This is a genomic window from Methylocapsa sp. D3K7, assembly GCF_029855125.1.
Lineage (GTDB): Bacteria > Pseudomonadota > Alphaproteobacteria > Rhizobiales > Beijerinckiaceae > Methylocapsa.
The window spans coordinates 242,089-255,719 of the sequence record NZ_CP123229.1 but is presented as its reverse complement, the minus strand read 5'-3'; the positions used below and the strand labels follow the sequence as shown (position 1 = coordinate 255,719).

The 13,631-nt window shown below is 57.3% G+C and carries 8 protein-coding genes and 3 pseudogenes; 8 read left to right on the top strand and 3 right to left on the bottom strand.

What is annotated here, in order from left to right:
- Positions 1–100: 100 nt before the first annotated feature.
- Positions 101–2,815, top strand: coding sequence for a LuxR C-terminal-related transcriptional regulator (locus QEV83_RS01075; protein WP_280129461.1), 2,715 nt, complete (start codon positions 101–103; stop codon positions 2,813–2,815).
- 659 nt (positions 2,816–3,474) lie between these two features.
- Here QEV83_RS01075 and QEV83_RS01070 read toward each other — a convergent pair.
- The 3 genes from QEV83_RS01070 to QEV83_RS01060 form a co-directional block, all read right to left on the bottom strand.
- Entirely contained in the window at positions 3,475–4,965 is a 1,491-nt protein-coding gene (locus QEV83_RS01070) for an AMP-binding protein (protein ID WP_280129460.1), read from the bottom strand.
- A 999-nt stretch (positions 4,966–5,964) separates the two neighbouring features.
- On the bottom strand, positions 5,965–6,954 hold the full coding sequence (locus tag QEV83_RS01065) for a mechanosensitive ion channel domain-containing protein (RefSeq protein WP_280129459.1): 990 nt from the start codon (positions 6,952–6,954) through the stop codon (positions 5,965–5,967).
- A 334-nt stretch (positions 6,955–7,288) separates the two neighbouring features.
- Complete coding sequence (locus QEV83_RS01060) at positions 7,289–7,534, bottom strand: hypothetical protein (RefSeq protein ID WP_280129458.1); 246 nt, start codon at positions 7,532–7,534, stop codon at positions 7,289–7,291.
- A gap of 252 nt (positions 7,535–7,786) precedes the next feature.
- Between QEV83_RS01060 and QEV83_RS01055 the strand changes: the two are divergent.
- The 7 genes and pseudogenes from QEV83_RS01055 to QEV83_RS01025 all read left to right on the top strand — a co-directional run.
- Positions 7,787–7,981 (top strand): annotated as a pseudogene (locus QEV83_RS01055) (integrase core domain-containing protein); the annotation flags it as partial.
- 93 nt (positions 7,982–8,074) lie between these two features.
- A pseudogene (locus QEV83_RS01050) lies at positions 8,075–8,215 on the top strand (transposase); the annotation flags it as partial.
- Between the two features lie 138 nt (positions 8,216–8,353).
- Positions 8,354–9,355, top strand: a complete 1,002-nt coding sequence (gene cyoA, locus QEV83_RS01045; RefSeq protein ID WP_280129457.1) for a ubiquinol oxidase subunit II — start codon at positions 8,354–8,356, stop codon at positions 9,353–9,355.
- A 2-nt stretch (positions 9,356–9,357) separates the two neighbouring features.
- Positions 9,358–11,361, top strand: coding sequence for a cytochrome o ubiquinol oxidase subunit I (gene cyoB, locus QEV83_RS01040; RefSeq protein ID WP_280128390.1), 2,004 nt, complete (start codon positions 9,358–9,360; stop codon positions 11,359–11,361).
- A complete protein-coding gene (cyoC, locus tag QEV83_RS01035) occupies positions 11,358–12,029 on the top strand; it encodes a cytochrome o ubiquinol oxidase subunit III (RefSeq protein ID WP_280128391.1) in 672 nt (223 codons plus the stop codon). Before cyoB ends, cyoC begins: the two co-directional genes overlap by 4 nt.
- Positions 12,026–12,421: pseudogene (gene cyoD / locus QEV83_RS01030) on the top strand (cytochrome o ubiquinol oxidase subunit IV); the annotation flags it as partial. The gene cyoC and the pseudogene cyoD, both read left to right, overlap by 4 nt.
- Positions 12,401–13,210: an efflux RND transporter periplasmic adaptor subunit gene (locus QEV83_RS01025; protein ID WP_348273269.1), complete on the top strand. Its 810-nt coding sequence runs from the start codon at positions 12,401–12,403 to the stop codon at positions 13,208–13,210. The pseudogene cyoD and the gene QEV83_RS01025, both read left to right, overlap by 21 nt.
- The last annotated feature ends 421 nt before the right edge of the window (positions 13,211–13,631 follow it).

The window sequence follows — 13,631 nt, the reverse complement described above, 5'->3', positions numbered from 1 at the left end:
ATGGCTCACAACGCGATCCCCCAAACGGGGGAACGCGTCGGGGGATCCAAAAGGGGATGCACGCGGGTACGTAGGCGGGAGGCCAGCAATTGAGGACAAAATGCGGGCAGGTGAGCATCCACAGACCATTGCGACCAAGTTGCTGCCACCGCGATGCGTGGGGCTTATCGAGCGTCCCCGCCTGGTCGAACTCGTTACTGAAGTCCAGAGCAGGCGTCTCTCCGTAGTCAAGGCACCTGCAGGCTTTGGCAAGACGTCTCTGGCGGTCGAATGGGCGGAACGCCTTGCACAGAGCGGCAATTCAGTTGCGTGGTTTTCGATCGATGTGAATGACAATCAACCAACACAATTTTTGTTCTACTTATCCCACGCGCTGCAACACGCCCATCACGGCGTGGGTAGTCCCGCGATCGATCTCATCCTCGAAACCTCGTTGATCAGCCCGCCTGCGATCATATCGACGCTGATTAACGGCTTGGCAGAGATAGATGAAGAGGTCTGCCTTTTTTTGGAGGACTATCACTGTGTAAGCGATCCGGCCATTCATGACGCAGTTGCGTTCTTGCTGAGACATGCCCCATCGAATCTCCATCTAGTGCTAGCTACGAGAACAGAGCCGCCCCTTCCATTGCCCGCACTGCGTGCTCAAAACCAGTTACTGGAGATCGACGCGGCGGCCTTGCGGTTCGATCTGGAGGAAACGCGGCAGTTTCTCGAGCACGAGGACCTGGGGCCATTGGACCCGGCGCAGCTCAGGCTTTTGCATGAGAGGACTGAAGGGTGGCCTGCAGTGCTGCGGATCGTTGCTGCCACGTCCTCTCAATCGGAACAGAATTTCAGCCAGTATGTGCGACAGCTGTCCGCGACATTGCGGCCAATCGGTGCCTACCTTGCCGAGATGGTCGACGGCCTTCCGGGCGAGATGGCCCCATTCATGCTGCGCACAGCTGTCCTCGACAGGTTTTCCGCAGACTTGTGCAAGGCCGTGACGCAACATAGGTTGAGTCGGGAATTCCTCGAATCGATCGCCAACCGTCAATTGCTGCTGGTGCCCCTCGACAGCGACGGGCACTGGTACCGCTATCACCACCTACTGTCAGCATATCTTCGCCACCGACTGGAAGCTGAGCTGGGGGAGGAAGAAATTGCGACCCTTCACCGGCGCGCGTCGCACTGGTACGCCTCACAGGAACTATGGACTGAAGCGATCCAACACGCGATTGCCGCAGGCGATACCGAGCAAGCGGCAAGCTGGATCAAGAACTGCGCCATGACGCTGGTTAAGAAGGGAGACCTGCTAACCCTTCTTGGCTGGCAGCGCCTGTTTCCAATGGCGCGCAGCGCAACCGAGCTCAAGCTCGCGGTCGCTTGGGGAATGGCTCTCGTGATTCGCCTCAACGAAACGCTGGAGCTCCTCCGGCAGATCGAAAGCGATCTCGGCGACCAACGTTCGCCGGAAAACGCCGCCATTGCGTGTGAATGTGCAACGATACGCTCCGTCGCGCTTGTCTTGGGAGACGACACGCAACAGGCGTTGCCTGTAGCCGAAGATTGCCTCGGCCGGTCGAACGATCCATGGACCACTAACGTCGCTTCAAACGTTGTCCGTCTGGGCAGTTTGAAAGCTGGCGATCTAGCCAAATTCTATGCGACTCCGTGGATTCCCTACTCGTTGGACGAGGATAGGCGAAACGTCTTTGCATCGGTCTATCGGCGCTGTCTCCAGGGATTAGCCGAGGTCCAGCAGATCCGCTTGACCGCGGCCGAACGCTATTACCTCGATGCAGTTGCATTGGCGGAACAACACGTTGGACCGGACTCGGTCGCCGCTGCGCTCCCGCTCAGCCTCCTCGCACAGATTCGCTACGAGCATGGCCGGGTAGATGAAGCTGAAGGCATGGTCTTTGATCGCCTGCCGATCCTGAGCGCCACCGCAATGCTAGACTGCGTGCTGAGCGCCTACTTCGTACTAGTGCGATTGGCCGCATCCCGTATGAATTTTTCGCATGCTTACACGCTACTTGAACAGGCGGAGAATCTGGGCCTCGCGCGCCAATGGGGGCGGCTTGTCGCGGCGGCTGTGTTCGAGCGAGTGCGTCTCTCTTGCTTGGAGGGCAGAATCTCGGAGAGCGTCGCCTACCTTGATCGCCTCGATCGCATTGCGAAGGAGTATCCCGCATCAAAATCCTGCGCTTGGTCGGACATTCACCGCTATAACGCACTGGCACAGGCACGCGTTGCCTTGTTACAAGACGACTCGCGGAATGCGATCTCGATCTTGAAAAATCTCCGGCGCGAAGTTGATAACGCACACAGCTTTTACTTTGGCTTGCGTGTCGATGCTGATCTCGCTACGGCCCATTTCCGTGTGGGCGAACGCGCCGATGCTTTGGCTGCCCTTCGCAAGGTGCTGGATAAAGGATTACGGGAGGGCGTCTATCAGACGATCCTTGATCAGGGACCGGAGATTGGTACCCTACTGTTAAGCGTTCGGGAAGAAGCGGCGCGTAACGGAGATCCTGCAGATTTTGTGTCTTACGTCGATCGCCTCGTCGAGGGTCTTAGCGCGCGCTACCAGCCTCAAGTCGAGAGGAGCCAGACCTCGGCAATTGCAGAGCCGCTCAGCGTCCGCGAGGGCGACGTCCTCGATCTGATCGCCCAAGGCCGATCCAACAAGGAAATTGCACGAATTCTTTCCATCGCACCCGAGACCGTCAAATCGCACGTCAAGCATATCTTCATTAAGCTCAACGTCGAGAGGCGAGCGCAGGCCGTTTCGCGCGCGCAGAGTCTTGGCCTCGTCGGCACTCCATAATTTCGCTCCTAGCGACCGACGCTTTGCGCTGACCACCCCAGAGGATGCATCGGCTTGGCCAACTGGTTCCTTCAACACTCGTTGCGTACCCCCGAGCCGCCTGCGCTCGCAGTTGATGGCCAGACCTGGAGCTACGCGCAGATGCAGCAGCACATAGAGCAACTCGCTGCCCGGTTGCACGGGCTCGGGGTCCGGCGGGGCGATCGAGTGGCTTCCTAGGATGACCTTACACTGGTGATGTTGCAGCAGCGCGGACTGGTGTTGTTTGCATCGCAACTTCGACGCAGTAGTCGCATTGGCAGAGGTGCAACGGTATTGTGTGACGACAATGTTTGGCGTGCCGATGATGTTCCAGCAGACACAAACCTGTCGGTCTACGCATTCTGATTTGCGGCGCGGCGCCGTACCCCGAGTCGCTGCTGAAGGCTTGGGAGACCCCGCGGCATGCCGATACAGCAAGGCTATCGCCTGACCAGCCCGGCCGTCACCAAGATTTCGCTATAGCTCATAGGCGCAATGCTGAGGCCACCGCCGAAGCGATCGACCCGAACGGCTAGTTTTATACTGGCGCGGTCGGTTGGATGGATCCCGGTGGTTTCCTGACGATCTCTGATCGTGTCAAGGATATGGCCATCAGCGGCGGCGAGATCGTCTATTTGTCAACCCACATCTCGTTCTTGATGAACCCAAAAACGCTCACGCAGAATCCTCTTGAGTATCTTGCCGGAGCCGCTCTTCGGTAGTTCGGTTTCTGAGAACTCAACGCGGCGTGGAATCTTGTAATTGGCTAGATATCGCCGGCAATGAGTGATCAAATCACCTGCGCTCAAAGCGTTCCCCGGCTTCAACACTATGCAAGCCATGACGAGTTCACCCCATTGCGGATCAGGTATTCCGAAGACCGCCGCTTCACGAACCGCCGGGTGCTCGTAAATAACCGCTTCGACCTCACCCGAATAGACATTTTCACCGCCCGTGACAATCATGTCCTTCAATCGGTCCTGGATGTAGAAATACCCGTCTGCGTCTTGATAGCCGATGTCTCCCGTACGAAAAAACCCGTCTCGAAGCGCAAGTGCAGTGTCTTTTGGATTATTCCAATAACCGCGCATGACATTCACGCCCCGAGCCACCAATTCACCAGGATGCCCGGCTGCAACTTCCTTTCCTGACTCGTCCCAAACCCGCACGTCGATTCCGGGACAAGTTCGCCCACAAGACATGAGCCTCTCCTCCGTGTGCTCATGGTCCCGCAGAGCAGTGAGAAAACCCGTTTCGCTCAGTCCGTAGCCCTGAAGCAGTTTAATATTAGGTAGGACCTCTCTAGTCCGGTGGATGAGCTCAGGGGCCATGGGAGATCCGCCGTACGCCAGTTCCTCCAAGCTAGTTAAGTCATACTTCTTGAGATCCGGGCACTGCGTCAACAAATTGATCATCGTCGGCACCAATACCGTGTGGCTGACGCGTTCACGTTCGACCGTCTCGCAGAAGCTTCGCGGGCTGAACTTCGGAATCGTGACTTGACAGGCGCCGAATGCCGGCGCTGCGAACATGAACGGAAAGTCCGCGATGTGAAAAATTGGCGCCGCGTGGAGATGCACACCGCCTACTTTGTAAGGCATCCAGTAGTTAAGGTGGTCTACATTCGCCAGGATGTTTGCGTGAGTCATGACAGCGCCCTTTGGACGGCCAGTGGTGCCGCTCGTGTAGATGAGAGCCAAGATCGCTTCCGGTTCGTAAATAGGGTCAAGGCAGGAATCGCTCCGAGCATCCCACGGTTCTTTGTCGAGAACCAGCTGCCACGAAAGCTGCACTGTCGGGACCGGCAGTGACGAGTGCCGAATCAGGCCTCGCGGGCTAGCGTCAGTGAGTACGCGGTCGATTTCCGCCACGGAAAATCTTGCGTTCAATGGAACCGCGATCACCCCCAGCCAGCTGCACGCATGCACCAGCTCGATGTACTCGCGTTCATTCGGGAGGAGAATGGCCAACCGGTCCCTAACCCCAAAGCCGTGTTTGCTTAATGCTGCGGCAATGCTCGCAACGCGATCGTTAAGTTCGCGAAAAGTTGAGCGCGTTTCGCCTGAAGCAATCGCCATCCGTTCTGGATAGAATCGTGCGGCTCGGCCCAAGGAGTGCATATAAATCATCCTAAGGTACTCCGAATTGACAGCAAACGGTTCAAGGCTTCGGCGAGTTCATAGAAGTCATTATTTGGTGCCGGCAGTGGCCTCGGTTGCTGTCCCGCTGTTGGCATTTCAGTCCCCTTCTTCGTTGCGGTTGAATCAGGTTTGCAGCCCCGGCATGGCCATGAGCTCATAACCGCGAGTATCCGTGGTCCTGATCCGATGATTTTTCGGAAGGCCCGCATTCTACGCCTCACAGTGTCCCGGGCCTGGTGCCTATAAAATGTCGTGAGCCTTCCGACTTGTGGGAATCAATCACAGGAACGAGGATCGCGCTTCCGAGCTTCGGACGGTATCCCCTTAATGGGGGAACGGGAAAATGTGCTTTGGGGATCAAGCTGGACGCGGGACAGCCAGGCTGTGTTTTGATTTCTTTCAGAGAAGTCGGGTGATGGATTGACCACGAGCTAAAGGATACCGAAAGACCGAGAGGTTCACGCAGCGTCGGCCCATGGTTGCGCGCGAGGAGTGCTAGGAGAACAACCGGGAAGGGGAGCTTTTGGGCACGCCGCATAATTCGCCACCACGATTGCAGCGTTCCCCAAACTGTGTGAGCTTCACGCCCAGGAGCGGTACGGCGACGGATCGAAATGTTCCGAGACGGGGAGATTCAACGCGTTGCTGCAAAAAAGGCCGCGGCGGCACTCGCTTCATCGCGGGCGGCTCAATCGAATATCGGCTCGCTCTCAGTCGCTTCGGCAACATGGTCAGGGGGAGCGGTCAACTCGAATAGCTTATGTATCCGTTCCGAGAACCAGGCGCTTAACCTTTCCTTCGCCTCGGTCTTGTCGAGCTCAGCGGTCGTGAGCACGCGACCAGCCGCTTGCTGCTGAGCTAGTGCACGACTAAGCTTATAAGCAATCTGCGGTCTCGCCTCCAGAATTGGCGCAAGGTTTGTCTTAGCGAGCTCGTAGACGGTGCTAGGAGCGAGCGCTGTGACGGCCGCTCTAGAAGAGGCTCCCGTTAGCAACCCGATCTCTCCGAAGGTATCGCCCGGACCAAACCGCAGCAGTTCTGTCTCGCCACGCTTTTCTGCAGTGTGACCGAGAGGATGCCGTTACCAACTATGAAGAGCGACTGCAGCACAGTCTCGGGTTCTACCAATGTGTCACCTGTCTCGTAGGACGTTTGCTTCAGCTTCGCTGCAATGACAGCCCGCTCGCTTGGCATTAAGGAAGAGAATATTGGCACGAGATCGAGCACAATCTCTGGACCTGTCTTTTTCAGGGCCTCGTCGCCTGGAGATTGAGGAGATTGATATGATCCATTCTTAGGTGCCGCCAATTGGGCGCCGCCAGCGGTCGCGTGCCGGAAGATGAGATCAAACAATTCATTCTGTGCCTGGGTGGCAGAACTAAGCTGTTCGATGAAGAATGTGAGTTCGTATCCCGTTTGTGCCGCATCGATAGACACTACTCGAACGGTCGGCCGAGGAATGGTCAGGATCGATCGCGAGTTGAGGATGGCCAGCTCGAGAAGGTTGGTTCCGTTTGCAGGTGGCGTCCTAGAATCGAGCTGGACCGATAATGTGATGCCATGAATGCTGGACGGAAAACTTACATTCAGGATCTTCGATTTTGCAATAGTGCTGTTCGGCACGATCGCAAGATCTAGCCGCGGTGTCAAAACATGCGTTGCACGCCAATTCATTTCAATAACTTGGCCCTCCGTTCCTCCTTCAATATTGATCCAATCGCCCGGCCGGTACGGACGGCTGAGACTGAGTACAAGGCCTGAAAACACATCGTTCAAGGTGCTTTGAAGTGCAAAGACAAGTACAATGGCAATAACACCGGACGTAGCGAGCAAGCCTTGGACAGGGAGATCAAACACATAGGCGATGACAGCGAAAGCCGCGGCCAGATAGATGAGAGCCGAAAGGAGGTCCTGGATCAGCTTGCCTTCATGCCGTCGGTGTTCGAACACGACAACGCTGCGAATTAGGGCAACCAAGAACCACGCCGCCCAAAACCACCAAGCGATCTTCAATGTGCCTACTATGACGTCATGAAAGGGCGTGCCGGTCGAGTGCAGCGGTTCATAGGGAACAATACCGTTGCGGAGAAGGAGCAACGTCAGTAAGGACTAGAAAAACCACCCGGGCGATAGCTCGCCAAATCGGCTGCTTCAACAGCAATCGGCTTGCGAGCACGCCAACCGCCATGAGGGTAAACGCGCCGATAAGCGGATCGCGCGCGGTCGTTTCGGCTAATGCAATCAAGTCCGTCATCTTTGCCGGTCTCGCCAGTGGCACTCAAGCGGGCGCCCATATTTCCATATTGGCTTGCTATCTTGATCTGGCCAGGAGGCCATGAAGTTCAAGACGATTCAAGATGACGTCGGCCGGTGGTGTCTCGACCCTAGCTTCGAACCCTGCCCCTTGAACTGCCGCCACGCTCACGGCGCTTGCCCAGAGCTCGAAGGCCGCTTCAGGTAAAGTGCGCACAGCCGTTTGGTTCGCGACACGCACTTCGCCAATCGTTTGCTCGCGGAGGTCGGCGGGCTGGGCTTGGCGTAGTCTTGAGAGCATCATCGGAACAGGCTTGCCCTGTTCCTGGCGGGCCGGCGACTGTCCGCTCGTTGGGGCTCGTCCCCCCGAATAGTGACGTACATTCCCCCTTTAGGGGGATTTGGAAAGAACGGGCATTAGGGCAGGATCAGCATTGCGACGACGGCGACCGAATGTGAGGTTGATCCGCATCGTTTGGGTTACAAAGTATCGCTATAAGATTCTGGAAGGAACATTGCGCGAGCGGATACGAACCATCATTCGGCAGGTGTGCAAAGAACTGGGGCTCTCAACGAGTTCTATCGTGTGGCGTTCCGCAAAAAGCTCTACGTGTCGATCGTGAATCTGCAGGAAGATCTCGATGAATGGGTCAGAAGTTACAATGAAGACAGGCCACATCAAGGGCGTTGGTGTTTCGGTAAAACACCATTGCAAACTTTCCTTGACGCCATCCCGATTGCCAGAGAATAAATGATCGCTGCCTAACGACATCAGACAACTACGACTGACCATTCAAAAGACGTCGTCTGTCAGATCAAATACCAGCTACTACACGTTCAAATGGAGTTCCCAGAAACTCGCAAGCGTTACTGGGGTCGCCATTTTTGGGCGAGGGGCTACTTCTGCACGACCAGCGGCAACATCACAGACGAGGCGATACTTCAGTATCTCAAGTATCACGAACCTACCGGCGTCAGCCGGTAGTTATTCAGTTCCGACAAGGATAGCGGCTCTCGTGTCCGGGATATGGCATTGCCAAAATTCTTAAAAAGCTTCACTTTGATCCTTGCCAAGGCTGTCTTCCGATGTCGGTTCAAAATCCAGCGTAGCGGAGAACGGAACATGAGGACCAACCGCAGCAATCAGGGTTGGAGGGCTTCGTCGCGTGCCGCTTCCCACGGCAAGCCAGGCGGACTGCCTGACAGCACAGGATCTTTGCGGCTTCTTCGTTCTGTGAATGCCCAGGCTGCGCGCGGCGCGGTCTTCGTGACGCCGATCGTCTTAACGGGATGTCAGGCGGCAGTCCTCGACCCGCAGGGGCCCGTAGGATTTGCCCAGAAAATGGTCCTCATCGACTCGCTCGCCATCATGCTCGCGATCGTGATCCCGACGATCTCCGCCACGCTTGCCTTTGCCTGGTGGTTTCGGGGCTCGAACACCAAGGCACGCTATCTGCCGGAATGGGTCTATTCTGGGCGTATCGAGCTCATTGTCTGGAGCATCCCGGTCCTCGTGATCATGCTCCTCGGCGGCGTCGCCTGGATCGCATCGCATGATCTTGATCCCGCGAAGCCTTTGGCATCGAAGACGCCGCCACTCGAAGTGCAGGCCATCTCTTTGGATTGGAAGTGGCTCTTCATCTATCCCAGTCAAGGGGTGGCGAGCGTCAACCAATTGGTGGTTCCCGCCGGCGTTCCCATTCATTTCTCGCTAACATCAGCAAGTGTGATGAATGCGTTTTTCATACCGCAGCTCGGCAGCATGATTTACACGATGAATGGCATGACGACGCAGGTGAATCTGCAGGCGGATGCGCCCGGCACCTTCCGCGGCCTTTCGAGCCACTACAGCGGCGATGGTTTTGCGGACATGCATTTCGAGGTGCTCGCGGTGCCTTCGGAGCGGTTTACCGCTTGGGTCGAAACGACGCGCACCGCGGGTCCGGTCCTCGACACGGAAAGCTATACGGCCTTGGCGAGGCAGAGTCTGAACGTCCGTCCATTCACATTCCGCGCCGCAGATCCCGAACTGTTCCAGAAGCTCGTCACGCAGAAACTGCCGCCAGGACCTGGCCCGCAAATCGGGCGGCCGGTTCCGGATGTCTCCCCGCGAACGGAGAAATAAAGATGTGGGGCAAGCTCAGCTGGGCGGCTATTCCGTTGGATCAGCCAATTCCGTTGATCGCATCGAGTGTGGTCGGCGTTGCGATCATCGGCGTCCTTGCCTTAGTGATTCTGAAGGGATGGTTTCCCTATCTCTGGCGGGAATGGATCACGAGTGTCGATCACAAGCGAATCGGCGTTATGTATGTCGTGCTTGCGATGGTGATGCTGCTGCGTGGTTTCACCGATGCAATCATGATGCGGTCGCAACAGGCCCTCGCATTCCGCTCCGAAGGCTATCTGCCGCCCGAGCATTACGATCAAATTTTCTCGGCTCATGGCACGCTGATGATCTTCTTCGTCGCGATGCCTTTCGTTATTGGGCTGATGAATTTCGTCGTGCCGCTTCAACTCGGGGTCCGCGACGTCGCCTTTCCCACTCTCAACTCGGTCGGCTTCTGGCTGACCGCCACCGGCGCCTTGCTCGTCAATATTTCGCTTCTTGTCGGGGAATTCGCGCGGACCGGATGGCTGCCCTATCCGCCGCTTTCCGAGTTGACGTATTCGCCCGGCGTCGGGGTCGATTACTATTTGTGGTCGCTCGAAATTTCGGGTGTGGGAACTTTGCTTGCGGGCATCAACCTTATCACCACGGTCTTAAAGCTTCATGCGCCCGGCATGACCTATATGCGCATGCCGATGTTCTGCTGGACGGCGCTCGCCTCCAATCTGCTCATCGTGGCGGCATTCCCCATCCTCACGGCGACGCTGACCATGCTGGTGCTCGACCGCTACCTCGGGTTCCACTTTTTCACCAATGAAGCCGGCGGCAACATGATGATGTTCATGAATCTCATTTGGGCCTGGGGGCATCCGGAGGTCTACATCCTCATTCTACCCGCCTTTGGCGTCTTCTCGGAAGTGGTCTCGACATTCTCAGGCAAGCCGTTGTTCGGCTACCGCTCGATGGTCGCCGCGACCATGGTCATCTGCATCCTGTCGTTCACCGTTTGGCTGCACCACTTTTTCACGATGGGTGCCGGACCCGACGTCAATGCGATCTTCGGTATTGCTTCGATGATCATCGCGGTGCCGACAGGCGTCAAGGTCTTCAATTGGCTCTTCACTATGTATGGCGGCCGAATCGTGTATTCGACACCGATCCTGTGGTCGCTCGGCTTTATGGTAACTTTCGTGATCGGCGGCATGACCGGGGTTTTGCTGGCGGTGCCGCCAGTGGACTTCGTGCTTCACAACAGCCTTTTTCTTGTTGCCCATTTCCATAATGTCATCATCGGCGGGGTGCTGTTCGGTTCGTTTGCCGGCTACACCTATTGGTTTCCGAAGGCGTTCGGCTTCCGGCTACATGAAGGGCTTGGCAAGGCAGCTTTTTGGTGCTGGACTGTCGGCTTCTACGTGGCCTTCATGCCGCTCTATGTCCTCGGTCTCATGGGAATGACCCGTCGCATGCAGCACTATGATGTCGCGGCTTGGCATCCGTGGTTGCTGATCGCCGCCGGCGGCGCGGCGATTATTCTCGTCGGGATAGCCCTGCAGATCGCGCAGCTCGTTGTCAGCATCCGGCGGCGCAACCAGCTTCGCGACGAGACCGGCGATCCTTGGAACGGACGTTCCCTTGAATGGGCGACGCCGTCGCCGCCACCGGCTTTCAACTTCGCGGTGCTCCCTGATATCCAAAGCCAAGATGCCTATTGGGGCGTGAAGCAGCGCGCTCTCCAGCAGGCGAGGCTCGGCGAGGAGCCAGCCTATGCGGATATCGAAATGCCCAGGAACAGCCCAACCGGTTTCGTCTGTGCGTTCTTCGCGACCTTCATGGGTTTCGCGTTGATCTGGCACATCTGGTGGATGGTGGGCTTGGCCGCGGTTGGCGCCTATGCGACTTTCGTAGTCTTTGCCTGGCGGGATACGGATGAGTACGTCATCCCAGCGGAAGCCGTGGCACGCATCGATCGCGCCAACAGAAGCGCGCGCGGCGCGGCGCTTGCCCGCCGCCAGGCGACGCCATGACCCCCTACGACGCGGCAGTCACTGGACGCGACGGCACAGGTCTTGGCCATAGCCGTGAATTGCCCAACCGGCAGCAGGGGCTGGGGCACGCAGCGGGCGGGCTGGCATCGAAGCGCATCGTCACCGCCTTCGGGTTCTGGATTTTCCTGCTGAGCGACATCGTCATGTTCTCAGCCTTCTTCGCCGCCTATGCGGTGCTGGTGGGCGATACGGCAGGCGGACCGAGCGGCCGTGAGCTGTTCAACCTCTCCAACGTCGCGCTCGAGACGGCATTCCTGCTTGCTTCGAGTTTCACCGTCGGCGTCGCAAGCATCGGCGCCCGGGCGCGGAGCCGATCCTGGTTCAATGGCGCGATGGCCGCGACCTTCATCCTTGGCGCCGCGTTTCTCACCATCGAGATCCGGGAGTTCGCGAGCATGATCGCGCGTGGCGCAGGGCCGACGCGGAGCGCCTTCCTCTCGGCTTTCTTTACCTTGGTCGGTTGCCACGGCGTTCATATCACCGCCGGCCTGCTGTGGCTGCTGACAATGATGGCGCAGGTGTTCGCCAAAGGCTATCGGGCGGATATTCTCCGGCGCATTCTCTGCTTCAGTCTGTTCTGGCACGCCCTGGACATTATTTGGGTGGCGATATTCTCCGTGGTGTATTTGATGGGGGCCGCGCTATGAGCCATATCGATCCGGCAGGCGACCTTCATCACACGGACATCGCGCCAGGCGATCAGCGCCTCGACGACGGGGGCGAGATCGCCGAGGGACTGAAGAGCTATCTGATTGGGCTTGGGCTCGCGACTCTGCTCACCATTGTGTCCTTCTTCATCTCGGGCACCACACTCGTCTGGGGGCCGAGCATTCCCGTCGCCCTCGTCGTTCTCGCTATTGCCCAGATGGGCGTTCACCTCGTCTTTTTTCTCCACATCACGACCGGTTCGGACAATGTCAACAATGTCATGGCGCTCGCCTTCGGCGTGCTGATCGTTCTGCTTCTCCTTTCCGGTTCGCTCTGGATCATGGCGCATCTGAACCACAACATGGCATTCATGGATGAGTCCATGCAGATGGGGACCGGAAGCGGTTTGAATGTCCGCACCGTCATCGCGAAGGGCGTCGTCGGTCCCAATGAAACCGTACCGGTCGGTGCGCGTGCCTCCGGTGTGATCCAAGTGCTCTCTTGCGATACCCATATGCAAGTTAAAGTGGGCCAGATCTGCGCGAAAATCGATCCGCGCCCCTATCAAATCGCTGTAGATCAAAGCAGGGCTGGCCTGCAAGCAATCGAGGCTCAACTCGAAAAGGACCAGACGAATCTGGCCTCGGCGAAAGCAGCTCTCGAGCGCCAGGAGGAGCTGGCCAAACGCCGGATCATCTCCCACAAAGCGCTCGACAAGTCACGTAAGTCTTTTGGGACGGCGCAAGCGGAGGCAACGCGCGACAAGGCAAAAGCCGCCGAACTCCAAGCGGCGCTTCATACCGCCGAGACCAGCCTCGGCTCCACCGATATCGTTTCGCCGCTTGATGGAACTGTCGTGTTGCGCAAGGTCGAATTAGGCCAGACTGTCATGGCGAGCTCGAAAACGCCACCGCTCTTCGTCATTGCTGGGGATCTCTCTCTCGTTCACATCGACGCCACGCTTAGCACACAGGACAGCCGCGAGGTCAAGCCCGGCGACAAAGTTACGTTTACCGTGGACGCTTTTCCGGACCGTCAGTTCTCGGGCACGGTGACGGAGATTCGGCCGTCACCAATCGATGAGCGCGCCGCTCTTCCCGGCATCGTCATCAGCACACCTAATCCAGATCTTTTGCTCAAACCGGGCATGGCGGCGACAATCAGGATCATGAAGGAATGACGCGACGACGTTGTACAGTCGAACGATTCATCGGTTTCAAGTAAAGACAATAGCGGAACAAGATGGACGTCTCATCGCTCATTTCAACGACCCCGCAATGTAGGTCAATTCAACCTACCGTTCCATTGCGGCGCGGATTCTCGCGCATTGTTCTGGATATTTGTACCTTCACACCAGTCATTGCGACTTCCTTGCGGACACGGGGCTGATGATCCCGGAGCAAGTAGTATGGGAAGAGGCGGGCACGACTCTTTCCGACGATGAGGCCGCGGCGGCCCATTGCACAGGCAACGGGCGCTAGCTTTTCTAATGGACCACGGAACGCACACGGAAGTAGTCAATGGTGATGTATGTCCCGGCGATAAATTGATCATCGGCGAAGGCGGCGTCTCGGGGAAGGTAAAGCCTTAAACGGATGCGA